The sequence below is a fragment of the Rheinheimera sediminis genome, assembly GCF_004005375.1.
Lineage (GTDB): Bacteria > Pseudomonadota > Gammaproteobacteria > Enterobacterales > Alteromonadaceae > Pararheinheimera.
In genome coordinates, this window is record NZ_RZUF01000027.1 from 24,747 (window position 1) to 49,328 (window position 24,582).

The 24,582-nt window shown below is 45.8% G+C and carries 26 protein-coding genes; 14 read left to right on the forward strand and 12 right to left on the reverse strand.

Annotated features, from left to right (window positions below; all coding sequences use genetic code 11):
• Position 1: 1 nt before the first annotated feature.
• From tatC to EMM73_RS16870, 8 genes are all read right to left on the reverse strand, one after another.
• The gene (tatC, locus tag EMM73_RS16835; RefSeq protein WP_127687972.1) at positions 2-757 is read right to left on the reverse strand and encodes a twin-arginine translocase subunit TatC; all 756 of its coding nucleotides are present in this window, start codon (positions 755-757) and stop codon (positions 2-4) included.
• A complete protein-coding gene (gene tatB, locus EMM73_RS16840) occupies positions 735-1,130 on the reverse strand; it encodes a Sec-independent protein translocase protein TatB (protein ID WP_127687973.1) in 396 nt (131 codons plus the stop codon). The genes tatC and tatB overlap by 23 nt, the downstream gene beginning before the upstream one ends.
• A complete protein-coding gene (gene tatA / locus EMM73_RS16845) occupies positions 1,131-1,400 on the reverse strand; it encodes a twin-arginine translocase TatA/TatE family subunit (protein ID WP_127687974.1) in 270 nt (89 codons plus the stop codon).
• A gap of 48 nt (positions 1,401-1,448) precedes the next feature.
• Positions 1,449-3,071: a ubiquinone biosynthesis regulatory protein kinase UbiB gene (gene ubiB, locus EMM73_RS16850; RefSeq protein ID WP_127687975.1), complete on the reverse strand. Its 1,623-nt coding sequence runs from the start codon at positions 3,069-3,071 to the stop codon at positions 1,449-1,451.
• A 3-nt stretch (positions 3,072-3,074) separates the two neighbouring features.
• Entirely contained in the window at positions 3,075-3,680 is a 606-nt protein-coding gene (locus EMM73_RS16855; RefSeq protein ID WP_127687976.1) for a ubiquinone biosynthesis accessory factor UbiJ, read from the reverse strand.
• Complete coding sequence (ubiE, locus tag EMM73_RS16860) at positions 3,680-4,435, reverse strand: bifunctional demethylmenaquinone methyltransferase/2-methoxy-6-polyprenyl-1,4-benzoquinol methylase UbiE (protein WP_127687977.1); 756 nt, start codon at positions 4,433-4,435, stop codon at positions 3,680-3,682. The genes EMM73_RS16855 and ubiE overlap by 1 nt, the downstream gene beginning before the upstream one ends.
• A 103-nt stretch (positions 4,436-4,538) precedes the next feature.
• Positions 4,539-5,612, reverse strand: a complete 1,074-nt coding sequence (locus EMM73_RS16865; RefSeq protein ID WP_127687978.1) for a DNA alkylation repair protein — start codon at positions 5,610-5,612, stop codon at positions 4,539-4,541.
• A 1-nt stretch (position 5,613) separates the two neighbouring features.
• Entirely contained in the window at positions 5,614-6,636 is a 1,023-nt protein-coding gene (locus EMM73_RS16870) for a GGDEF domain-containing protein (RefSeq protein WP_127687979.1), read from the reverse strand.
• A gap of 324 nt (positions 6,637-6,960) precedes the next feature.
• Here EMM73_RS16870 and EMM73_RS16875 point away from each other — a divergent pair, with 324 nt between their 5' ends.
• Positions 6,961-8,679, forward strand: a complete 1,719-nt coding sequence (locus EMM73_RS16875; protein WP_127687980.1) for a DUF885 domain-containing protein — start codon at positions 6,961-6,963, stop codon at positions 8,677-8,679.
• A 117-nt stretch (positions 8,680-8,796) separates the two neighbouring features.
• Positions 8,797-9,297 carry a hypothetical protein gene (locus EMM73_RS16880; RefSeq protein ID WP_127687981.1) on the forward strand — a complete coding sequence of 167 codons (501 nt, stop codon included), beginning with the start codon at positions 8,797-8,799 and terminating at the stop codon, positions 9,295-9,297.
• 31 nt (positions 9,298-9,328) lie between these two features.
• Here EMM73_RS16880 and EMM73_RS16885 read toward each other — a convergent pair whose 3' ends face one another.
• Positions 9,329-9,559: a hypothetical protein gene (locus EMM73_RS16885; protein ID WP_127687982.1), complete on the reverse strand. Its 231-nt coding sequence runs from the start codon at positions 9,557-9,559 to the stop codon at positions 9,329-9,331.
• A complete protein-coding gene (locus EMM73_RS16890) occupies positions 9,560-10,036 on the reverse strand; it encodes an EVE domain-containing protein (RefSeq protein ID WP_127687983.1) in 477 nt (158 codons plus the stop codon).
• Positions 10,037-10,172: 136 nt separating this feature from the next.
• On the opposite strand from EMM73_RS16890, the gene tesB reads away from it, so the two are divergent.
• Entirely contained in the window at positions 10,173-11,045 is an 873-nt protein-coding gene (gene tesB / locus EMM73_RS16895; RefSeq protein WP_127687984.1) for an acyl-CoA thioesterase II, read from the forward strand.
• 85 nt (positions 11,046-11,130) lie between these two features.
• On the opposite strand, the gene plsB is transcribed toward tesB, so the two are convergent.
• A complete protein-coding gene (gene plsB, locus EMM73_RS16900; protein ID WP_127687985.1) occupies positions 11,131-13,566 on the reverse strand; it encodes a glycerol-3-phosphate 1-O-acyltransferase PlsB in 2,436 nt (811 codons plus the stop codon).
• 131 nt (positions 13,567-13,697) lie between these two features.
• Between plsB and lexA the strand changes: the two genes are divergently transcribed.
• The 5 genes from lexA to EMM73_RS16925 all read left to right on the forward strand — a co-directional run bounded on the left by lexA (position 13,698) and on the right by EMM73_RS16925 (position 18,782).
• On the forward strand, positions 13,698-14,327 hold the full coding sequence (gene lexA / locus EMM73_RS16905; protein WP_186435270.1) for a transcriptional repressor LexA: 630 nt from the start codon (positions 13,698-13,700) through the stop codon (positions 14,325-14,327).
• Between the two features lie 273 nt (positions 14,328-14,600).
• Positions 14,601-15,734 (forward strand): cytochrome c oxidase subunit II, encoded by a 1,134-nt coding sequence (gene coxB / locus EMM73_RS16910; RefSeq protein ID WP_261373479.1) that lies wholly within the window; start codon positions 14,601-14,603, stop codon positions 15,732-15,734.
• 9 nt (positions 15,735-15,743) lie between these two features.
• A complete protein-coding gene (ctaD, locus tag EMM73_RS16915) occupies positions 15,744-17,336 on the forward strand; it encodes a cytochrome c oxidase subunit I (protein WP_127687987.1) in 1,593 nt (530 codons plus the stop codon).
• An 8-nt stretch (positions 17,337-17,344) separates the two neighbouring features.
• Positions 17,345-17,908 (forward strand): cytochrome c oxidase assembly protein, encoded by a 564-nt coding sequence (locus EMM73_RS16920; protein ID WP_127687988.1) that lies wholly within the window; start codon positions 17,345-17,347, stop codon positions 17,906-17,908.
• Entirely contained in the window at positions 17,901-18,782 is an 882-nt protein-coding gene (locus EMM73_RS16925; RefSeq protein WP_127687989.1) for a cytochrome c oxidase subunit 3, read from the forward strand. The genes EMM73_RS16920 and EMM73_RS16925 overlap by 8 nt, the downstream gene beginning before the upstream one ends.
• A 32-nt stretch (positions 18,783-18,814) precedes the next feature.
• Here the strand turns inward: EMM73_RS16925 and EMM73_RS16930 are convergent, their stop codons facing one another.
• Complete coding sequence (locus EMM73_RS16930; protein WP_127687990.1) at positions 18,815-19,024, reverse strand: DUF2909 domain-containing protein; 210 nt, start codon at positions 19,022-19,024, stop codon at positions 18,815-18,817.
• 26 nt (positions 19,025-19,050) lie between these two features.
• On the opposite strand from EMM73_RS16930, the gene EMM73_RS16935 reads away from it, so the two are divergent.
• The 6 genes from EMM73_RS16935 (at position 19,051) to EMM73_RS16960 (ending at position 24,011) form a co-directional block, all read left to right on the forward strand.
• Positions 19,051-19,761, forward strand: coding sequence for an SURF1 family protein (locus tag EMM73_RS16935; RefSeq protein ID WP_127687991.1), 711 nt, complete (start codon positions 19,051-19,053; stop codon positions 19,759-19,761).
• Complete coding sequence (locus tag EMM73_RS16940) at positions 19,762-20,259, forward strand: hypothetical protein (protein WP_127687992.1); 498 nt, start codon at positions 19,762-19,764, stop codon at positions 20,257-20,259.
• Positions 20,259-21,239, forward strand: a complete 981-nt coding sequence (locus EMM73_RS16945; protein WP_127687993.1) for a COX15/CtaA family protein — start codon at positions 20,259-20,261, stop codon at positions 21,237-21,239. The genes EMM73_RS16940 and EMM73_RS16945 overlap by 1 nt, the downstream gene beginning before the upstream one ends.
• Positions 21,232-22,137, forward strand: coding sequence for a heme o synthase (gene cyoE / locus EMM73_RS16950; protein WP_127687994.1), 906 nt, complete (start codon positions 21,232-21,234; stop codon positions 22,135-22,137). The genes EMM73_RS16945 and cyoE overlap by 8 nt, the downstream gene beginning before the upstream one ends.
• A 15-nt stretch (positions 22,138-22,152) precedes the next feature.
• Entirely contained in the window at positions 22,153-22,791 is a 639-nt protein-coding gene (locus EMM73_RS16955) for an SCO family protein (protein WP_127687995.1), read from the forward strand.
• Positions 22,792-22,994: 203 nt separating this feature from the next.
• Positions 22,995-24,011: a 5'-methylthioadenosine/S-adenosylhomocysteine nucleosidase family protein gene (locus EMM73_RS16960; RefSeq protein ID WP_127687996.1), complete on the forward strand. Its 1,017-nt coding sequence runs from the start codon at positions 22,995-22,997 to the stop codon at positions 24,009-24,011.
• Positions 24,012-24,582: the final 571 nt, after the last annotated feature.

The following is a 24,582-nucleotide window of genomic DNA, read 5'->3' on the forward strand; positions in this document are numbered from 1 at the left end:
TTTATTTTTCCTCATAAGAACTGGTTTGGTCTGAGTCAGCTGGCACATAAAAGCGGCTTAGCCATATGCCTAACTCATATAGCAAACACATAGGTACCGCCAACAGGATCTGAGAAAGTACGTCAGGCGGTGTCAGCAGCATACCAATCACAAAAGCAAAAACAACAAAATAGGGTCGTTTCTCCGTCAGTTGCTGACGGGTCACCGCACCTGTCCATACTAACAACAATACGGCAACCGGAATTTCAAAAGATAAGCCAAAAGCAAAAAAAAGTTTTAACACAAAGTCCAGATAACTGCTGATATCTGTGGCTATGGTGACTCCCTCAGGGGCTACGCTGGTGAAAAAGCCGAAGACCAGCGGGAATACGATGTAATAGGCAAAAGCGATACCACAATAAAACAATACTGTGCTTGAGATAATCAGTGGGGCGACCAGATGTTTTTCTTTTTTATACAAAGCTGGGGCTACAAACAACCAGATTTGCCACAACATATAAGGCACAGTCAGACAAAGTGCTACGATGAAAGTTAATTTAAAAGGTGCAAAAAATGGTGCTGCTACATCTGTCGCTATCATAGATGCGCCAGCGGGCAACACGGCCATCAAAGGTGACGCCATCAGATGATAGATATCTGCGGCAAAATAGGCCAGACTTGCAAAGACTAAAAGTACGGCCATTACTGTATTTAACAGGCGGCGGCGCAGCTCTATCAGGTGCCCTAACAGGCTGTTAGGATTTGTGTTTTTTGTCATCTGTAACTACTGGGTCCGATACAACGGCAGGAAGAGGAGCTAAAGGGTCCGCAGGGGGAAGGGGTGGTTCCACCTTAGCGCTTGAAGTGCTGGCATAAGGGCTAGTCACGTCAGCCGCTGCTTGGCGCAAGTCTGCCATCGCTTGTTTTTCTTCTGACGTCAGATTCAATAAGCCTTTTTCTTCAGCTTGTTTTAATTTTTCATGCAGATCCTGCACCCGCAGCTCATCGTTTAGTTCTGCCTGCATTTGTTGGCCAAATTGTTTTACGCTGCGAATAAAACCGCTGACACTACGAATAGCGCCAGGTAAACGCTCCGGGCCTAACACCAGAAGCGCCACTACTGCAATGATGACTAATTCCCAAAAACTCATTTAGCGTTGTTCTGGTGTTTTTGTTGTTTCAGCGTTGGCTGGTGCAGGCTCTTTTACTTCAGCCTTGATTTGCGGCTGAGACTGCTGTGGTTGAACCGCAGGGGCTGCAGGTTCGACAGTCTCTTCTGGATCTTTGACAGAATTACGGAAGCCTTTAATGGCTGAACCTAAATCTGAACCAATACCACGTAAACGCTTTGTGCCAAACAGCAGGACAATAATCACCAGGATGATCAATAACTGCCAAATACTAATGCCACCAAAACCCATATTATTCTCCTTCGGTTTTCAAACTGCTAAAACGAACTTACGGGTTCGTCAGTTAATTTTCAGGCTAAAGCCCAATGCAACCAGCGCTAGTCCCGCCGCTGTTATAGACCAACCAGATGTCAGTAATAAGACAGCCGCTAACAAACTACAACCTGCCAGCACTGCATGGGCTAACTTTTTAGTCTGAAGTTGTTGCTGCGCCTGCACTTGTTGTAACTGGGCTAACAGGTTGGCCTGCTGTCGTGGGCCTTGTTGTAAATAGTGATGCAACAGTCCCGGCATTTCCGGCATTTTTTCCGCCCAAAAGGGTAAATTTGCTTTCATTTCGCGCCATAAGGCGGCAGGTCCTATTTGCTGTTGGACCCAGTTTTCCAGAAAAGGTTTGGCGGTTTGCCATAAATCCAACTGTGGATACAACTGTCGTCCCAAGCCCTCAATATACAGCAGGGTTTTTTGCAACAATACCAGTTGCGGCTGAACCTGCATATTAAAACGACGTGCCGTATTGAACAGATTAAACAATACCTGCCCAAAAGAGATGTCCTGCAGCGGTTTCTGGAAGATTGGCTCACAGACAGTGCGTATTGCACTTTCAAACTCTTCGACACTGGTATCTGCAGGCACCCATCCTGAGTCAACATGCAATTGCGCCACTCTTAAATAGTCACGATTAAAAAAGGCGACAAAATTCTCAGCAAGGTAACGTTTATCTTCCTTATTCAGTGTCCCTACTATACCGCAGTCTATCCCAATATATTTTGGATTTTCCGGCGTTTCATAAGACACAAAGATATTACCTGGGTGCATATCGGCATGGAAAAAGCTGTCGCGAAATACTTGAGTGAAAAATACTTCTACGCCACGTTTTGCTAATAATTCCAGGTTAGTACCCTGAGCGCGCAACGCTACTAAATCTGATACTGGTATACCGTAAATGCGTTCCATCACCATCACACTGGGTCTGCTATGATCGGCATACACATAAGGCACATACAGGGAGTCTGAACCTTCAAAATTACGTTTTAACTGAATGGCATTCGCCGCTTCGCGTTGTAAATCCAGCTCATCCAGAATAGTTTTTCGATACTCTGCGACCACCTCTTTGGTGCGTAATCTTTTACCGTCAGGCAGATAGCGAGCCACTAAACCAGCTAAGGCGTCCATTAACTCTAAATCGGCCAAAATTTGCGGTCTGATGTCCGGCCGTATGACTTTAATCACTACATCGGCCAAACTGCCATCGGCTTGCTTTAGCTGCGCAGTATGTACCTGAGCAATAGAAGCGGATGCCAGCGGGATTTCGTCAAAGCGTTCAAATAAGTCGGTGATTTCATGTAAACCCAACTGTTGGATAATCAGCTGTCTGGCCTGTTCACCTGGAAAGGCTTCTACTTTGTCCTGCAATTTAGCAAGTTCATCAACCCATTGAGCCGGAAACAAATCACGACGAGTGGATAACATTTGACCAAATTTAATCCAGACAGGCCCTAATTGTTGTAAGGCTAAACGTAAACGCTCTCCTTCTGTTTTATGAGGATGTTTGTTTTGCAACCAAAATGCAGAGCGGCGGGCAAAGCTAAAGTACCAGGGTTGCCATTGCTGTGGGATCAGTTGATCCAGACCATAGTGCAGTAGGGTTTTTAGAATGTGGTAAAAGCGGCGAAGACCCAAAAATTACTCCTGCCTGAAGGCGTTGTGGCGACTTAATTGATCCAGCCTGGCTTGCAGTTGACTAACATCACGGCTGAACTGGTTCATTTCAGCTTGGGTTGGGCTTAGTGCCAGTTCGTCCTGGACCAGCTCAACAGAAGCTTGTTCCAGTTGCTGTAATTGTGTCTGGATATAAAGCTGCAGTTGCTTTATCGCAGTGGCGACTTTATGTGCCAAAGCATCACCCAGCCAGCCAGAGAGGTGTTGCTCCCAGTCCGGGTTTAGTTGCTGTAACAGAGTACTGAATTGTTGGGCGACCTGAAGATCACCTTCAATCTGCAGTTTGTCCTGTTTAATTAAACGGGTGAGTTGACTGGGCTCATTCAGTTTTTGCAGAGTTGTCAGGTCGGTAACAATGACACAATCGACTTTTTCATTATGCTGATTCAGCAGCAGAGTATCGGCTGTAGCAGATAACACAAAACGCCATGGTAATTCTTGTAGCTGTAAAGCCAGCTGTTTTCCCTGAACTTTTTGCAGTAAATTCGGCGATGCTGCATCCATAGCCACAACCTTATGCAGCACTTTTTCTACAGTGGCACAGATCAGTTGTGGCACTAAACTGAACATCAGAATTTATAGCCTTTATGCAGTGCCACTATGCCGCCAGTCAGGTTGTGATAACTCACATGTTCAAAGCCTGCCGTTTCCATCATCTGTTTCAGTGTATCCTGGTCTGGATGCATACGAATAGACTCCGCCAGATATTGATAACTTTCTTTATCGTTTGCGACCAGACCACCTATAGCGGGCAGTAACTTAAAGGAATATAAGTCGTACACTTTGCTTAACCATTGGTATTCAGGCTTGGAAAATTCCAGTACTAATAAACGACCACCAGGTTTGAGCACTCTGTACATGGAACGTAACGCAGCATCTTTGTCTGTGACATTACGCAAACCAAAACCTATGCTGATGATATCAAAGCTGTCATCGGCAAAAGGCAAAGCTTCAGCATTGGCTTGAACAAATTCTATATTGTTGACCAGACCTAAGTCGCGCAATTTATCGCGGCCAACGTTAAGCATCGACTCGTTGATATCCGCCAGTATAACTTTGCCTGTAGGTCCCACTCTTTTGGAGAATAAAGCGGTGATATCACCGGTGCCACCGGCCAAATCCAACACCTGATGACCAGGACGCACGCCGCTGCAGTCGATAGTGAATCTTTTCCATAAACGGTGAATACCCATCGACATCACATCGTTCATCAGATCATATTTGGCCGCAACGGAATGAAATACATTGGCCACAAGCGAAACTTTCTCAGTTTGCTTTACGGTTTTAAAGCCAAAATGAGTGCTATCAGGTTGCTGGTCAGTCATAAAAAAGCCTTTGGCTGTTCGTGGTGAACTAAAGTGGTGCTAGTGTAAAAGATTCGGCGGCTTACGCCAACTTATCCTGTCGTTTTATGCTGCTCCTGATGTTTCAGATCAACTCAAAAAAACTTTCAGCATAACAATGGCCGTTGAGCATAATTTGCAAATGGTGTTGGCCCGGATAATGTTTGCGAGTGGTCAAATCAAGGAAAGGCTGTTGGCGTTCAAAGTTCAGGTTTTGGCCTGACCAGGTTTTATTGCTCAACTGAAAAACCTTGTACTGTAACTGGCCGGATTTTTTTCGGTAACCAATTTTGTATTCCAGTCTTAATTTAGCTTCAAGCTCTGCAGGGCCGGATAAGGTAATACAAAAATGCAGAGGCTGCTGCGCTGATACTGTGGCATTGAGCATGTCCAACTTCACCTGCAGCGGCAGTTGCTGCAAACCAAACAAGGCTAAGGCGCCAGGATGTGCCTGCTTTAATAAACCCCGTAACCCATGTTTAATAATCCAGTCGGTGATACTGTGCTGACCAAACCAACGCTTTGCTATAGCCAGTACCAGCTCTGGATGATCTTTACTGATATCGTTTAAATGATTAGCTACGCTGCGCTGTACATAAGGTTCCGCGTCTGTTTTTAGTTGCTCTAAGATGGGCAATAATGGCGTAGGGTCCTGCTTAAAGCTCTTCAGTGCCATGCCCCAGGGTAGTCTGGGTCTTGCTCCTTCACTGGCCAGGCGACGTAAATGCAGGTTATCAGAGTTGGCCCATGCTTGCATTTGCGCCAGAGTCTGCTCAGGATAGCGCTGGAAAAATGCTCTTATGGCAAATTCGGCAGTGGAGAAACAGGTGAAATGACCTAAGGCACGAAAAGAGGTGTCTGGGTGTTCCAGGCCATAGACTTCAACATAATCTGAAAAAACAAAACCAGGCACACCGGAAAAATGCCTGCTGACTGGTATTAGCACCTCAATAGCATCAGTATAAGCCAAGTTCATACTCTGGTGCAGACTGCAGCTGATATGACGAATTCTGGCTTTTAGCTCAAGGTTATCCCAGTAGGGGCCTTGAGTCTGCTGTAAAAAATAACTCTGGTTAAAAGCGGTACACTGCTGTTGGCACAAAAGCGCCAGCTGTTGCAAAAATGCCTGATTTAACAATTCCTTGAGCAGGCTTGCCATTTCAGGTTGCCAACATCAACTCAGTGGTAACCTGATTTCGGCCACGCACTTTGGCTTCCAATAATACTTTGCTGCTGCGGGATAAAAACTGGTGCCAGTTTTCGGCTGAGTTGTAAATGCTGACGCCCAAAGAAATAGTAATTTTAGGTAAGGTGGTTTTACTCTTTGCCGAAACAAACCTCAGCTTCTCAACCCCTTTACGGACTTGTTCTGCGATTTCACCGGCAGTACGTAAATCAACATCAGGTAATAAAATAAGGAACTCTTCTCCACCAGAACGCACAGGCAAACCGCTTTCCTGCACATAACTGGCAATTTTACGCGCGACTTTACTTAAAATTACGTCGCCGACTCCAACACCATAGTCCTGATTAAACTGGGAGAAATGATCTAAATTAACAGCTATCGCGGCGATGCGACGACCAGGATTTTCGCTTAGCCAGAGATCCAGGTGTTCTTGCATCGCGAGTCTGTTGTAAAGGCCTGTTAAAGGGTCGAGTTGGCGCTCTTTTTTCAGATGTTCAATTTCAGAGCGCAGGGCATGGCATTGTTCGTTGGAAAAATCGAGTTGGTCTTTAAGTTTCTGTTGGCTGGCTTTGATCGCATAGGTAGCACTGATCACTTTATTGACACTTTCACGGCTTCGGTTGGTATTGTTGGGGTCGAAGCCTAACAAAGCTTGGTCAAGTACATCCAAATAATGCTGCACAGCTTCACTGGCTATATCAGTAGTACCGGATAATTTTCCTAACATAGTCGCGACTTGCAGGCTGAGTTCTTCTTGACGCTGATGATGGGGGCTTAACCATTGGCTATAGAGTTCAGCTAATACATAGTCATCAAAATTACTCTTTACTGCCAGTTTTTGCTCTATGGCTTGACATAACCCGGCATTTTGACCATTGATGTACTCGTAGATCACTGTGTAATTGACCGGATGGGCTGCTAAACGATGCCGCTGTAAAAAAGCTGCGGTCAGCGCTGCCTTCTCACTTGCCTGCTCGATTGAGTCCTGATATTTCATGCCAAAAGCAACTCCACTAAATACTACTGCTAATTTAGCCTGCGAAACGCAATGTTACGCGAAACTTACGTTAGGGCAAACAGACTGATATGGTTAAGCTGACATATCTAATAGAAAAAGTCTGCATCTCCTGCATTATTAATGACTTATTTTTTTACTTTTTTTTCTTATTGTCTAAAAAAGCGCAGATTGTCGCTTAAAAAATGTCTTTTTAAAGCGCTCTGACGACTTTATTGCGGCCAGAATCCAAAAAGTACCGCTCGTTGTACTGGCTGTAATAGTTGAACAGAGTAAAATCATTAAAAAAGGTTGGGGGGAAAGAAAATGCGTCAGAAGTTTATTTTTTTTTGTGTTGCCTTGTTCGTCACCGGGTGCAGTAGTTCGTCTGGACAACCGTCAGATTTTGATCAATTCGCCACTCAGTTGTGGCAAGCCGAAAAGGCTTTAGATAACCGCAGTAAAACCAGTTTGCCCGATATGTCGGCTGAAACTCTGGCGGCAGCTGATCAGCAGCGACAACAATGGCTGAAAAAGTTAGAGCTGGTGGATGTTGCCACTTTGACGGAACAGCAACAAATCAACTATGCCATTTTGCACTATAGCCTCAAAGACGCTATTTCAGAGTATAAATATGGAGCTCATCTGATCCCTTTAACCTCGGAATCAGGTTTTCATAGTAGTCTGGCCTTTATGGTGTCTGGTACTGAATTCAAAACGCTACAGGATTATCAGTATTACCTTGCCAAGTTAAAAACCATTCCGCGTTATATGCAACAACAGACCGACTGGATGAAACAAGGTTTAGCCACGGGCATGACTCAGCCAAAAGCTGTACTGGCTGGTTTTGACGAAGGTATTCTGGCCTTTGTCAGTAAAACGCCTGAACAGAACGTATTTTACCGGCCTTTTACTCAAAAGCCTGAATTTGTAGATGCTGACAACTGGACTGCCATGCAATCAGAAGCAAAACAGATAGTCCAACAGCAACTGAATCCGGCTTACCAGCAGTTTTATCAGTTTATGGTGCAGCAGTATTTGCCGGGCGCGCGCGATAGCATAGCCGCAAGCGAATGGCCTCAAGGTCGGGAGTATTATCAGAATCGGCTTGAACATTACACCACATTAAAACTGACACCAGAACAGGTCCATCAAACAGGTCTGGCTGAAGTGGCCCGTATCCGCACAGAAATGCAAAGCATTATTAACCAAGTTGGTTTTAAGGGCAGTTTTGCCGATTTTATTCAGTTTTTGCGTACCGATCCGCAGTTTTATGTCAAAACCCCCACGGATTTATTAAAAGAAGCAGCTTTTATTTCGAAAAAAATCGATGCTGAACTGCCTAAATACTTCAAAACCTTACCTCGCACTCCTTACGGCGTGGCGCCAGTGCCAGCCGAGATAGCTCCCAAATACACCACAGGCCGCTATGCAGGTACCAGCCGAGATGATAGAGCAGGTTTTTATTGGGTGAACACTTATGCCTTAGACCGTCGCCCCTTGTATGAAATGGAAGCTTTAACCTTGCACGAAGCAGTACCTGGCCACCATTTACAAATTTCGTTGGCCCGTGAACAGGCTTCGTTACCTGATTATCGTCGAAATTTTTATACCTCAGCTTTTGGTGAGGGCTGGGGCTTGTATGCGGAATATCTAGGCGTTGAAATGGGGTTTTATCAGGACCCCTACAGTAATTTTGGTCGTCTGACCTATGAAATGTGGCGAGCCGCCCGCTTAGTGGTAGATACGGGCATGCATACCATGGGCTGGAGTCGTCAGCAGGCTATTGATTTCCTGGCCAGCAATACCGCTTTATCTATGCACAACGTCACCACAGAAATTGATCGTTATATCAGTTGGCCAGCGCAAGCCTTGTCTTACAAGCTGGGTGAGCTAACGATCAAAAGGTTACGCGCAGACGCGGAACAGCAGTTAGGCAGTCGCTTTGATCTGCGAGAGTTTCACCAAGTTGTTTTGCAAAACGGCAGCGTACCTTTGTCCATTTTGGAGAAACAAATTGCTAACTATATTCAACAAAAACAGTAACTTTAGAACTTTTTAATCCGGTGTTGCATTTTCCAGAGATATTGTCATAGGATTCAGCCACCGGCTCTGATAGAGTGCGGCGGGTTTTGGCTATGGATTACAGGGAGTAAGGTTCGGATGTGGATGTTATTACTGCTGATTGCAGTAGCACCTATAGTCTTTTTGGCAGTGAAGCTGGACCAGCTGAGCAAAATGCAAAACAGGTTAAAAGTACAACTGCATTTTGCCCAGCAACAATCAGTGCAATTAGAACATTTGGCGTTTTGGTTGGCTGAAGAGCAAAGCCAACAGTTGCTGGTGAAGGTTCATCAGGCCGGGCGAACTCATGCCAAGGTGCCAGTTTGGTATCTGCATACTGAGTTATTGTGCAAAGCTATTCCGGTGTTGTGCAAGGAATTGGCTAAGCAGGGGACTTTGCCACGTCAGGCTGTCGCTAAGTTTCTTAAACAACAGAATCAACTTAGTTTTAATGAAATGGAAAATTTTCTCCGTCATCATCCGGTGTTAACTGAATTTTGGCAAAGTAATACTATGACGTCTTACCTGAAATTGTGTCAGCGTGCTGTTGAAATGTTGCAGGAATACAAGCCTGCGCATTCAGATCGTCTGGCAGGCTGATAGGTTAGATGTTCCGCTTTGAAGCTCAGGCTTAATCTCGCAAGAAAACCCGTGGTGCCGTATTAATTTGGCCGTCTTGGTCAATAGACGCCATTTTAGCGCCGGCTTTTAGTACGGCAAGACTCTGTTGTTCCTGCTGCCGCACAAAAGATAATTCATAACCATAACGTTGCAGTTCCGAGACAGAAAACTTTTGAGCCATATTCAGCATGTCCCAAAAGAAATTTAAATCCCGTGGTTCACGTCGTCTTTCCTGCTTCATCTAAGTTGTCCCCTGATTTTTAGCCATTATTAGTATAGTTTGCCATTCTGCCGGGCTGACTGGCATCACGGACAATCTATTGCCCTTTTTAACCAGAGCCAGCTGCTCTAGCTTAGTTGACTCTTTAAGTTTGTCGAGTGACAGAAGTTGTGGAAATTTCTCGACAAATTGCAGATCTACAGCGACCCATGCTGCCTTAGTTCCACTGGATTTTGCATCAAAATAAGGGCTTAGTGAGTTAAACTGGCTAGGGTCGGGGTAGCTGTTTTGTACTACTTTCGCCACACCGGCTATCCCAATGTCTTTGCAGCTGGAATGATAAATAAACACCAGGTCGCCAGATTGCACCTGATCCCGCAGAAAGTTACGTGCCTGATAGTTGCGCACCCCCTCCCAGACAATGGCTTTATCTGGAGTTTTGGCAAAATCATCAATACTGCATTCTTCAGGTTCTGTCTTAAACAACCAATAGTTCATCAGATTTACTCTCCAGGCGGCACAAAGGACTACGGCTAGCTACTTTAGCCTGAATGACTCAGGTGAAACCAGCCAATTTTGCACTCTGCTCTGGCATGTAGCACAATACAGCTATCACTATTATCAGGAGCCGCGCATGAGTCAGGTGTTGTCCGACCTATTATCACTTTTAAAGCTGGAGACCATAGAACAAGGTTTGTACAGAGGTCAAAGTCAGGACCTGGGATTTAAAGCCGTGTTTGGTGGTCAAGTGATGGGGCAGGCCTTGTCTGCCTCTAAGGAAACAGTAGAAGCTGATCGTAAAGTACATTCGTTTCACTCCTATTTTTTGCGTCCGGGCGATGCCAGTAAACCCATAGTCTATGAAGTGGAAAATATCCGTGATGGCAAAAGCTTTAGCACCAGGCGTGTCAGCGCTATTCAGTTTGGTAAACCTATTTTTTATATGACGGCTTCTTTTCAGGCTGAAGAGCAAGGCTTCGAGCATCAGGAGCTAATGCCTGCAGTACCTGCACCTGAAGAGCTGGCTTCGGATTTAGAGTTTTACCGTGAGCACGCTCATTTGATTCCTGAATCATTACGTAGCAAGTTTATCTGCGAAAAACCTATTGAAATGCGGCCAGTGGCTTTTCACAATCCTTTTAACCCGCAGATCAGTCAGGCGAAACGTTATGTTTGGTTTAAAGCCAATGGCGTGATGCCGGATGATTTACGGGTACATAAATACCTGCTGGCTTATGCTTCAGACTTTAATTTTCTGCCAACTGCTTTACAGCCCCATGGCAAGTCCTTTATGGCGCCTAATATGCAGGTCGCCACTATAGATCACGCCATGTGGTTTCATCATGATTTCCGTTTTGATGACTGGCTATTGTACGCAGTGGACAGTCCCAGTGCATCGGGCGCCCGTGGCCTGGTGAGGGGGCAGTTTTTTAACAGGGATGGCATGCTGGTTGCGTCAACTATGCAAGAAGGTGTGATCCGCAGCTACGACAAAGCCAGGGTTTAATCTGAGTGCGAGTTTGAAAAAAAACCACCTGTTCTCAAGGTGGTTTTTATAGTTTGGTATTAAGCCAAAATAGAAACTCTTATTCTCAAGTCTTCTTTACTATGCTAAGCACTGTTTGCAATACGTCTGCCCTTAATAAAGCATTTACCGTTTGCTGCAGTGGTAACAAAATGGCAGTGGCTTCAAGCTCGTTTTGTTCATTGCAATGACAATAACCAGCTTCACGCAACGCATGAATTAAGGTCGCAAACAGTTGTTTATCATGGTACTCAGGCGAACTGATGCCATGCAAAGTACTCAAACGTTGCGCCAGTTCATGACTTTGTTGCTCTAACTCTGCGCGAGTCAAAGGGCTGTGCAGCTGCAGTAAATTCAGTACCACCGCATAACGCTGCAGCACGTCTTGCGCATTATGCGCCAGTAACTCCAGCATAAAATGGCCCACTTGTTGAACCGGTGCTGCCTGTAAAGAGAGGCCTTTAATTTCTACTAACTGATGCTGCTGCAATTGGTCCAATACCTGTTCTATATAGGCGTTGAACTGATCCAGTTGCAAAAACAATTCGTGCTGCAGTAAAGGTTGTAGCAACTGACAGATGTTCGTCAGCTGCACTTTGCTTAATTCTGCATGCTGCAATAACGCTGTGGCAAGAATAGCGGGCAATATAAACAAATGGCAGACATTATTACGATAGTAGCTTAATAAAATCGCATTCTCCGGCGTCAGTTGAATGATCTGACCAAAGCTGTCTTGCGAAACTTCCACCTTTTTTAGCCGAATAGCATGGTCAATCCACTGGCTGACGGAGCCTTCAGGCAGAGTCACACCACTGTGATAAGGCGCATAGTGTTGTAAGTTGCGGTAGAACTCTAACTGAGTGGTAAGTTCTTGTCTGGTCAACGAATACTGGCGGGTTGCCAGTAAACAAGTGGCAATCAGATTGATGCTGTTCAGTGCAGCTGCCTGGTTTATTCTCTGCATAATCATGGTAGAGAGTGTAGCTACCGCTGGATTCAGCCAGACTGGTTTTTGCGTATCGGCATTTTCTGCCGAGGCACGCCAGTCTGGTACTTGCTGAGTTAAAAAGCTGTTTAACGAAATAGGCTGGCCAAAGTTAACATAACCATAACCATAGTCACGTAGCTTCCGCACAGCACTGAACACGCCACCTATAGATTCTTTTTTCTTACTGGAGCCTTTGAGTTCAGTCAGATAAGTGTTCACTTCCATCACATGCTCGTAGCCCAGATAAACCGGCACCAGGCTAATGGGTCTGTCTATACCACGCAACAAAGCTTGCACTGTCATCGCCAGCATACCGGTTTTAGGCTGTAATAAACGTCCTGTGCGGCTGCGACCGCCTTCGGAGTAATACTTAACCGGATAACCCTTGCTGAACAGCTTGCTCAGGTATTCTCGAAAGACGGCAGAGTACAGCTTATCGCCACTGAAACTACGGCGGATAAAAAAGGCGCCACCACGGCGGAACAAAGTACCCACAGGCCAGAAATTCAGGTTGATGCCTGCAGCTATATGAGGTGGAGCAAGGCCTTGATGGTAAATCACATAACTTAACAGCAGATAATCCATATGACTGCGATGACAAGGCACATAAACAATTTCATGGCCCTTTTGCACCAGATCAGTCAGCACTTGGCCATTGTTAATTTTTAAACCTGAGTACAGCTTCTTCCATAACCAGCCGAGGAAACGGTCACCGACCCGTAAGGTGGATTCACGGTAGTCTGCCGCTATTTCTTCCAGCAATGTCAGGGCTTGGGTGCGGGCTTCTTTAACGCTGATTTTTTTGCTTTTGGCTTCGTCTTCTATGGCTTTTTTTAGCGCATCTGACGCTAGAAGAGAATTAAATAATGCCGCTCTGTTGGGTAGTTTTGGCCCTGTAGCGGCTAGACGTTGGCGGTAAAAATGAAACCGTGCCACTCGTAATAATTTGTGAGCTGTGTCTTCGTTTACCGTTGAATTTTCAATGATTTGGCGTACTGAAACAGCTTTGCTGAATCGCACTAAGGTATGGCGGCCCGAGATCAAAACGATAAACAACTTGGCCAGCCAACTTGGCGATTCAGACTCGCCGAGCATGGACTTTACGCTGTTTTCTTTACCAGGAGCCCGGCCCCAAAGCACAGAAACAGGTAATAACTGCGCCGAAAAATCGGGATTTTGCAGATGAGCCTGCAGCAAAGCCAAACCCTGCTGTAAGGCATCGGTTGATGCTCGGCTGCCCCACAGCACACGAGGTTGTTCTAAAAAAATAATACGGGACAGACTTTGCTTGCCACATACTACAGGCTCCATAGGATCTGGCAAGCCAAGCTTCTGGCAGACCCGGGCTATTGTAGCTAAGTCGCTGGCGGATGCGGTTCTGCTGATATAAAACAGCGGCTGTTTGAGGTCGAGCGCCAGATTTTCTACTACAGGCTCTGGCACTATTTTACATCTGACCAAAGGTTTGAGTGGCCAGTACAGCACTTTGGCTAACCATGACATTGGTTTTAACATATCAAATCCGTACTTATAAACAGCGGCTAGAATAGCATGGAAGGTCTTACCAGCAAAATTGTGTCTATGGCTTGGCAGACAGCAAAAGGCTGTATATACTCACAGTATCCACTGTATAGGTATTCAGCATTATGCGTCCATTAACACCAAGACAAGCCGAAATTTTGCAATTGCTTAAAGATCATCAGGCCGCCTCAGGTATGCCGCCAACCCGTGCTGAAATTGCTACTCAGCTGGGATTTAAGTCAGCCAATGCAGCAGAGGAGCATTTAAAGGCGTTGGCGAAAAAAGGTTTTATTGAAATGATGCCAGGCACGTCCCGTGGCATTCGTCTGATTGAAGATGAAGCTGCCAATGATGTTGCAGAAGAAGAGCCAGGTTTGCCACTGATCGGCAAAGTGGCCGCTGGTCAACCTATTCTGGCCGCAGAACATATTCAGCAAAGGTATCAGCTTGATGCCAGTTTGTTTAAACCCAATGCAGACTTTTTACTAAAAGTGCAGGGGATGAGTATGAAGGATATCGGTATTTTGGATGGCGACTTATTGGCTGTGCATAAAACAACAGAAGCTCGCCAGGGTCAGATTGTGGTTGCACGAGTTGAAGATGAAGTCACAGTCAAACGTTTTCGCCGTGAAGGTCAGATGGTTTATCTGCATCCGGAAAACGGTGATTTTGATGTGATTAAAGTCGACTTAAGCCAGCAGCATTTCGCCATTGAAGGCCTTGCCGTTGGTGTGATACGAACCAACAGTTGGTAAAAAAATCTACCTTTTTCAAGATTTTGCTAACATAGAGCACTGGTATGACCATTTGGTTTTATCAGTGTTTTTTTTACCCCCGGGTTTACTTCTTTCTGTTCCTTGACTACTTGTTATATGCAACTGATATCAAAACAAAAAATCAGTGCGCCGATTTGAGTGATTTAAATCGGCACAATAATAATGATGGCAATTGTAGAAGAGACGCTGCAGTGGGAAAAATGTGTCTTCGACCTGCAATTTGCTTTTGTGCAAAGACAGAGGAGAAGTCACGTGGCGAGAACCAGTTATCTGTGTTGGTCGCTGCTAACCTTTTTGCTTGCGTTTTCAACGCAGTCTGCAGAAATGCCTTTGAACATGACTCAAGGGGTTACAGAAATCAGTCAGCAGGTTTACCACCTGCATATGAAGATTTTTTACATTTGCTGTGCAATAGGGGTAGCGGTATTTGGGGTGATGTTTTGGTCCATCATTCATCATCGTAAATCAAAAGGCGTTGAGCCAGCTCAATTCCATGAAAGCACCAAAGTAGAGCTGCTTTGGACTGCTATACCTGTCATTATTTTAATCATTATGGCCATCCCCGCCACCCAAACTCTGATCGCGATGGAGGACACTTCCGAAGCAGACGTCAGCATTTTGATCACGGGTTCGCAGTGGAAGTGGCATTACAAATACATGGACCACAAGGTCGAGTATTTCTCTCTGCTGGCGACTACCCGTCAACAAATCGACAATAAACTACAAAAAGGCGAAAACTACCTGTTGGAAGTTGACCGGCCTTTGGTGATCCCAACAGGTAAAAAAGTTCGCTTTCTAGTCACCTCAGATGACGTGATCCACTCCTGGTGGGTGCCAGCTTTTGCAGTGAAAAAAGATGCCAATCCTGGCTTCATCAATGAAGCATGGACTAGGGTCGATCAGCCTGGTATCTACCGCGGCCAGTGTGCAGAGTTGTGTGGTAAAGATCATGGTTTCATGCCTGTGGTGGTGATTGCTAAAGAGCAAGCAGATTTTGAGCAGTGGATAGCTCAGGAAGCAGCAACTCAGGCGGCTGCCAAAGACGCTGAATTAAAATTGCTGGCAATGAATATGAGCAAAGAAGAGTTGATGACCTTAGGCGAAAAAACCTATATGGGTTACTGCGCTGCTTGTCATCAGCCCAATGGCATGGGTATTCCGGGTGTGTTTCCTGCTCTTAAAGGCAGCAAAATGGCATTGGAAGATTTACCTGCTCATATCGACATAGTGCTGAATGGTAAAACAGGCACTTCGATGCAGGCTTTTGCTAAACAACTGACATTAAGCGAAATTGCGGCTGTGGTGACTTACGAGCGCAACGCCTGGGACAATAATACCGGTGATCTGGTGCAAGCTGCCGACATCGCCAAAGCACAGTCGAAATAGGGGGCGCAGATGAGTACTGTTACTACAGATCCGCATGCTCATGCTGAGCACGAGCATCATGGGCCGGCCAAAGGGTTAAAACGCTGGCTTTATACTACCAACCACAAAGACATAGGTACTTTGTATTTGTTGTTTTCACTGCTGATGTTTTTTATCGGTGGTGCTATGGCCATGGTGATCCGTGCTGAATTGTTTCAGCCAGGATTGCAAATTGTTGAACCAAACTTCTTTAATCAGATGACCACAGTCCATGGTCTGATTATGGTGTTTGGTGCTGTAATGCCAGCCTTTACCGGCTTGGCGAATTGGTTGATCCCTATGATGATAGGGGCTCCGGATATGGCATTGCCACGAATGAACAACTGGAGTTTCTGGATCCTGCCTTTTGCCTTTAGCATTTTGTTAGCTTCGCTCTTTATGGAAGGTGGCGGCCCCAGTTTTGGCTGGACTTTTTATGCACCGCTTTCCACCACTTACAGTAATGACAGCACTGCGCTTTTTGTGTTCTCAGTTCACATTATGGGCATATCGTCCATTATGGGCGCTATTAACGTCATAGTGACTATTATGAACCTGCGTGCACCTGGCATGACGTATATGAAAATGCCGTTGTTTGTCTGGACCTGGTTTATCACAGCTTACCTGCTGATTGCCGTTATGCCAGTACTGGCTGGTGTTGTCACTATGGTGCTGACCGACAAGTACTTTGGAACCAGTTTCTTTGATGCAGCAGGGGGCGGTGACCCTGTGTTGTTCCAGCATATCTTCTGGTTTTTTGGTCACCCTGAAGTCTACATTATGATATTGCCGGCTTTTGGCATTATCTCCAGCATAGTACCGACCTTCTCACGCAAACCGCTGTTTGGTTATGCCTCTATGGTGTATGCAACCTCCAGTATTGCGCTGCTGTCCTTTTTAGTCTGGGCGCACCATATGTTTACCACTGGCATGCCCGTCGCCGCAGAACTGTTTTTTATGTACTGCACTATGTTGATCGCGGTGCCGACCGGGGTAAAAGTATTTAACTGGGTGGCGACTATGTGGCGAGGTGCCATGACCTTTGAAGTGCCAATGATGTTTTCTTTGGCCTTTATTGTGCTCTTTACCATAGGCGGTTTCTCGGGGTTAATGCTGGCTATTACACCGGCCGATTTCCAATACCATGACACCTACTTTGTTGTCGCGCATTTCCACTATGTTCTGGTGACAGGTGCTGTCTTCTCCATTATGGCTGCTGCTTATTATTGGCTGCCGAAGTGGACAGGCCATATGTACGACGAAACTTTAGGCCAGTGGCATTTCTGGTGTTCGCTGATTTCTGTCAATGTGCTGTTTTTCCCTATGCATTTTGTTGGTTTAGCGGGCATGCCACGGCGGATCCCGGATTACGCTCTGCAATTTGCCGACTTTAATGCCTTGATCAGCATAGGTGGTTTTGCCTTTGGTTTATCCCAGTTGCTGTTTGTCTGGTTGGTGGTGAAATGCATTAAAGGTGGTGAAAAAGCCACAGATCAGGTGTGGGAAGGAGCTGAAGGGTTGGAGTGGACTATTGCTTCGCCAGCGCCTTATCACAGCTTTAGCACTCCACCTGAAATTAAGTAGGGGGCTCTATGGCACTGAAGCATCAACCTGTTGTGATTAAACTTTGCCTGCTGACCGCAGCCATGTTTGGCTTTGGTTATGCCTTAGTGCCTTTGTACGATGTGTTTTGTGATTTAACAGGCCTGAATGGTAAAACCTCCACTATGGCGGCAACAGCTGAAGCCGCTATACCGGATGAAGATCGTCAGGTGCTGATTGAATTTATTGCCCGCCCAAACAATAACATGCCATGGGTGTTTGAACCCGTGGTGCATAAAATGCGGGTTCATCCGGGTGAAATTCATCGTATAGATTATCTGGCCCATAATATTACAGGGCGCTCTATGACAGCGCAGGCTGTGCCTTCGGTATCACCAGGGCAGGCTGCTTTGTATTTTAATAAAATGGAATGTTTCTGTTTTACCCAACAACATCTGACGGCAGGTCAGCAGTTATTAATGCCGTTGCAATTTTATGTCGATCCCGCATTACCGGAACAATTCAGCACTATTACTTTGTCCTACACCTTGTATGAAGTGGATGCTGTAGCCCCGGTCACTGCAGAGACAGCAACAGGGGACAACAATGAGTGACAAATATGAACATTATTATGTGCCAGAGCAAAGCCCCTGGCCCATAGTGGGGGCCGTGGCTCTTTTTATGATTGCTTTTGGTGCCGGCAATTACGTTAACGAAGTGACCAAAGATCAGTCGGGTTATGGCGGATATTTATTACTGGCTGGTATAGCTACCTTAATTTTTATGCTGGTCGGCTGGTTTCGTAATGTGATTGATGAGTCGATGAATGGTTTGTACAGCAAACAAATGGACAGGTCGTTCCGGCAATGCATGAGCTGGTTCATCTTTTCCGAAGTAATGTTTTTTGCTGCCTTTTTTGGCGCTTTGTTTTATGCCCGCATTATTGCTGTTCCATGGCTGGATGGTGCAGGCAATAACGCCAGTACAGCGGCGGTGTTATGGCCGGCCTTCGAAGCGGCCTGGCCTTTGCTGAAAACTCCGGGAGGCACTGAAACTCAGGCTATGCCGTGGCAGGGTTTACCTTTATACAACACCATCATCTTGTTAATTTCTTCTGTCACTTTGCATTTTGCGCATACAGGTCTAGAGCAAAACAAAAGAGGTCAGCTGAAGTTGATGTTAGGACTTACTATCTTGCTAGGTGCAGCTTTCCTCTATCTGCAGGTGGTTGAGTATATTCACGCCTATCAGGATTTAGGTTTAAAACTGGACTCAGGCATTTATGGCAATACCTTCTTTTTACTGACGGGTTTCCATGGTTTGCATGTCACTTTAGGGGCAGTGTTTTTGCTGGTGATGTTCCTGAGAATTGTGCTGAAAAATCATTTTACTGCGCATAAGCACTTTGCCTTTCAGGCAGCGGCCTGGTATTGGCATTTTGTCGATGTGGTCTGGTTATGTTTGTTTGTGTTTGTTTACGTGCTGTAGGGGCAAAGCGGGTCTGAAACGACCCGCCTTATTCAATAGGGTCTGTGGTGAGGGGTGATCAAGCCAAAGTGTAGCGCAAGGATCACAGCTATTAACACAACGGCTGACCACATGACGCGGCGGCCTAGAAATTTCGACATACTGGGCTGATTTTCATCATTTTTCAGCATCAGATATAAAGCACGAAATAAATTAAAAACAATAAAGAGTAGTAGTGCAATGAGTAAAAGTTTAATCCACATAAAACCTCACGACGGCTGGTTATAAGATGCAAGCACAGCCGTTTGCCCATTTATCCCGACACTGGCTGTTGGCTCTGTGTACTCTGGCTGCTTTTGCGTTATTGATCAAGTTAAGTTACTGGCAGTGGCAACGAGCCGAATATAAACAAACTCAGTTAGATCAATTGCATAGCGCGCAGCAGCAAGGCCCGGTTGGTTGGACTGAGTTGCCGGCCATGCCAACAGAGCAACTGGATGGTCTGGAGTTACAAGGTAAAGCGGTTTGGTTAAAACCTGCGGTCTGGTTGCTGGATAATCAACTGATCCAGGGCAAACCAGGTTATGACGTGGTGATCCCAGTGCTGGTATCGAATCAGGAGCCGGCCTTATTAGTCAATTTAGGCTGGGTTGAAGCCCCTATGAGCCGCGGTCAGTTGCCTGAGCTGGATATTCCTGCCGAATTTGAGATGGCGGGCTTGTTACGCACCGAATTAAAAGGCTTCAGGTTGGGCCTGAATCTGGAAGAAACCGGGCTTTGGCCGCAGCGTATGCAACAAGTCGAACCCACTGAATTATCCAAAGTATTAGGCCAGGAGCTTTATCCGGCTTTGCTGTATCAATACAAATCCCCTTATTTGTATCACTACAAAGCTGTAGTGATGCCACCGGAAAAGCACCGGGCTTATGCTCTGCAATGGTTATTACTGGCTGTTGCTGTTGTAGTTGTGGCTTGGTTTATGTCGAAAAAGGAGCTGTAAATGGCCAAGAAGAAGTTTTTAGTGCTGTTTTTGTTGTGTTCTTTATTGCCTTTGGCTTTTGCTCAGGCATTTTTATCTTTGGGCTGGTTTGGCAGCGCCACCACCAACAAAGGCCAGTGGCTGAAGGAAGAAATCATATTGTTACCTGCAGCTAGCGGCGATGTGCACTGGCGACTAGTGTATGTCACCAATGACGCAGAATGCACAACGCTTTGCCAAAATGCCCATTACGGCATGAATCAAGTCTATACAGCCCTTGGCCGTAAGCAGCAGCATTTGGATTTATGGCAAACAGGGGGGAGCAAACCTCAAGTATTGCAATGGCAGCCTTTGCCCGCTGGTATAGATAGTCTGCAACAACAGCTGGTACTGGTAGACATGCACGGTCTGGCATTAATGACTTATCCGGTTGTGGAAGATAAAACGCAGATGATACACACAGGTAAAGCCATTCTGACCGATTTAAACAAATTACTGAAATACGACAGGGGGCTGTAATGATAAGCCTGAAACGTCTTGTCACGAGTTCTGTAATTCTGGCTATGCTGGTGATTCTGTTGGGTGCTTACACCCGACTGACCGATGCAGGTTTAGGTTGCCCTGACTGGCCTGGCTGTTATGGCTTTTTAAAGGTACCACAACAGGCTCATCATATTGAACAAGCAGAGGCTTTGTTCCCTGAACGGCCGCTGGAAAGCCATAAAGCCTGGAATGAAATGATCCACCGCTATTTTGCCGGTACTTTGGGCTTACTTATTCTGGCAATTTTCCTGTTTAGTCTGAAGCAAAAACGTGTTCTTCTGCCGTCCTTGTTATTGGCTTTGGTAATTTTTCAGGCGGCCTTGGGTATGTGGACCGTCACTTTGGCTTTGCATCCCGTGATAGTGATGGCTCATTTATTGGGAGGTTTTACCTTGCTGTCCTTGTTGGCACTGTATTGGTGGCAATTACACCCAGCGCCAGTCACAGTGGTAAAACAAAGCCTGAAATTGTTGTTTTGGCCGGTATTGTTGGTGCTGGCAGCACAAGTTGCCTTGGGTGGCTGGACTGCCGCCAACTATGCGGCTTTAGCCTGCATTCAGTTGCCTGTCTGTGAGCCAGGCTGGACCAATCAGCTTAATTTTGACGAAGCCTTCTCTTTGCACTTGGGCTATGACAACTACGAATACGGCGTAATGAGCCAAAGTGCGCGAGCTACAGTGCATGTGATGCACCGCATAGGGGCTGTAATCACCTTGGTGGTGGTGGCTGCTTATGCCATAGCTTTATGGCGCAGCAGTTCAGGTGTACTGAAAAAATTAGCTTTAGCTGTACTGGCACTTTTGCTGCTGCAATTTAGTTTGGGGCTTGCCAATGTAGTACTGCATTTGCCTTTGGGAAATGCAGTGGCACATAACTTTGTGGCGGCCAATTTAGTCATGTGTTTGGTGGTCATTGGGTATCAGCTGCACAGAAACAAGGAGTCCGCTTATGCTTAAAGTTCTGGCGTTACCCCAACACTACAGCCAGCAATGGCGTGATTATTACCAACTGACTAAACCTAAAGTAGTAGCACTTCTGGTACTGACGGCCTGGGTTGGAATGATGCTGGCGCAACCAGGGTTGCCTAAATTGGGCCTGATGGTAGCGGCCACTTTAGGCATAGGCTTATTGTCAGCGGCAGCTGCAGCAATGAATCATATAGTGGATCAGCGTATTGACGCGCAAATGGCCCGCACCTACAACAGACCAGTAGCTCGCGGTCGTTTATCGACAGCGCAAGCCGTTAAGTTTTCAGTACTGCTCGCTGGTGCCGGTTTTCTGCTGTTGTTTATTGCAGTGAATCCGCTGACCGCCTGGCTAACCCTCGCCAGTTTGTTTGGGTATGCCGTGGTGTACACCATGTTTTTAAAAAGAGCCACGCCGCAGAATATCGTGATTGGCGGTTTAGCTGGTGCTATGCCACCGCTGTTAGGCTGGACAGCTATGACAGCTGAAGTGCATGCCCATGCCCTGTTGTTAGTGATGATTATTTTTACCTGGACACCGCCACATTTCTGGGCGCTGGCTATTCATCGCCGCGACGACTATGCCAAAGTAAATATGCCCATGTTGCCTGTGACCCACGGCATCGAATTCACTAAAAGTGCCATTTTCCTTTATACCCTGGTGCTGTTTTTGGTGTGCTTATTACCTTATCTGGTCGGTATGACGGGCGCTGTGTATCTGGTCGGCAGCACAGTGCTGAATTTAGGTTTTATCTGGTACGCCTGGCAACTGAAGTTTAACGCTAAGCCTGAAACCGCTATGGCCACTTTTAAATTTTCGATTTGGCATCTGATGCTGTTATTTTTGGTATTGTTGCTGGATCATTATTGGTTTATATCAGCGCTTTAACAAAAAGAGGATTGTATGCAGAAGTGGTTATGGGGTGTAGTAGCGGTAGTCGCATTGGCGGCTGGTCTGTGGTTATCAGCCAGTTTTAAATCTACTACAGCAGATCCTGTGGCTGCTTTAGTCTACCCAACCCCCAGAGCCTTAACTGACTTTAATTTGCTGGACGAGCAAAATCAGCCAGTGGGTGTAAAGGATTTGCAGGGGCACTGGACACTGATTTTTGTCGGCTACACCCATTGCCCTGATATTTGCCCTATGACCATGGCGAAGTTAGCTGGTATGTATCAGGATTTAGTCAAACTGACACCTGGCCCATTAGAAATTTGGTTTGTCTCAGTAGACCCAAAGCGAGACACTCCTGAGCAACTAGCTCAGTACATCAGCTACTTTAACCAGGCTCCGATCAAAGCCAGAACAGCTGACCACAAAGATTTATTCCCTTTTATCCGCCAACTGGGTTTGATGTACGCCATTAACGAAGGTACAGAAGAACGTTACACTGTCGATCATAGCGCCAGCTTAGCTCTGCTCAATCCGCAAGGCTCAGTAGTGGCTATGTTTAAACCTGAAATGAAACCAGGTGCAGTGCCGCTGATTAACAACCAACAATTTTTAGCCGATTATCCTTTAGTGATAGCTGCAGCAACTCGCTAACTTTGATGCAGTGCCTTTTGGGCGACTGCATCCTACGTTTTGTAGGTTGCAATCAACGCAGGCATTGCAACCCTGTGTAATCGCGAAACCTTTAGTCACTATTACAATCCTAAGCTTTACAAGCTCTTGCCAAAGGCCCTATGGTGGAGATCTATGCATAGCAAGCAGTTATCAGACAAACTCCACTATAGAAGCAGAGCCTTATGAAAAAATTTCTATCCAGCGCCTTTATCCCACTACTGATTTTATCTGCGGCATTTAGCTTTAATCTCAGTGCCGAAGATTTTAGTCAGTATGGTCCAAAACAATTTACCACCACCAACAAATGGACGGCGATAGTTGCTGCTTATGAGCCGGAAATTAAGGCTATTGACCAGGCCTTTGCAGAACTAAAAGATGCAAAGATTGAAAAAACACTAACCATCCGCGGCGTGAAGTATCAATTAGGTCAGTATAAAGGTGAACCCATCGTCATTTTTACTACTGGAGTGAGTGTGCCAAACGCCGCCATGACGATGCAAATGGCGCTGGATTATTTCCCTATTGAGCGGGTCGTGATGATGGGTATTGCCGGTGCTGTGGATCCACAATTCCAGCCGGGCGATATAGCTATTCCTGAACGCTGGTATTTTCACGATGAATCTGTTTATGTGAATCCTGATCCGGCCAAACCCGGCAAATTTATTCTGCCGGATTATTATGAACAGGCATTAGCAAGCTACCGGGAACGTAAAAAGCAGGACCCGCATTCCCCAGCCTATGAAAACTTTGGTTATATCCATCCTGAAGAAATGGCCGTGATTAAACAAGGCTGGGACAGCCCGCAACAAATGCCTTATTTCACCGCAACGCCACAACTTATTGAGCTGACTAAAAAAGCTGTCGCTACTATAGATCCAATCAAAATGCCATCTGGCCACCCAATCCAGATCAAAGTGGGTGGCAATGGCGTGACAGGCTCGGTATTTTTAGATAACGCGCAGTACCGCCAATGGCTGCAAAAAGTATTTCAGGCCGAAGTGACTGAAATGGAATCGGCTGCTGTGGCTCAGGTCTGTTTTGTTAACGAAGTCGATTGGATAGTGATCCGCTCCGTCAGTGATTTAGCCGGCGGCCAACAAGGCAAAAATGCTGAAAATGTATTTGATGCCATAGCCTCAGGCACAGGCACCAAATTGCTGTTGGGGTTATTGGATCAAATAGTGTTGGCGAAGCCATAGGTTGTTTTTGCTGGGGGCGTTACAACGCTGAAATTATTGTATTTTGAAATAGTGCTGGGTGTAGTGGTAAAGAGCTAGTGCTCAACGGCTTTTTCAATTTTTAGGTGTCGGATAAGTGAATTTTGGATTTATATTTTTCATCGTATTTGCGGTTTCTTTTGTCTTTGCCATTAAATTCTATTTGAATTTCTTCGGGAAAATTTTCTACGATAAAAAACTAGATGGAAGAGCGTTTGTATTATTCGTTATGTGTTTATCGCTCTCAGCCGGATCAATATGTGTGCTATTTCTATATTCAGATGAATTGGGTTACGAATCTGTGGATTCGAGAGCAATCAAGGAATAAGGAGTACAGGGCAGGATTTATAAATTAGTTCTTTTGAGGGGGAATTCCGATTTAGTTGAGTCGGAGATAATAGTTAAATTGCCATGGGGTGAATAATCGGCGTTTTTCAAGCTAGTTGTCACCATTGACCGTTTTAAGCGGCCTGTTTTTCTGCTTGTTTGACTGACTCTTTTTCTGGATTCAGTGTTGTCGGACCCACTGGTGTGCAGTTCCGGACTTCGCGGT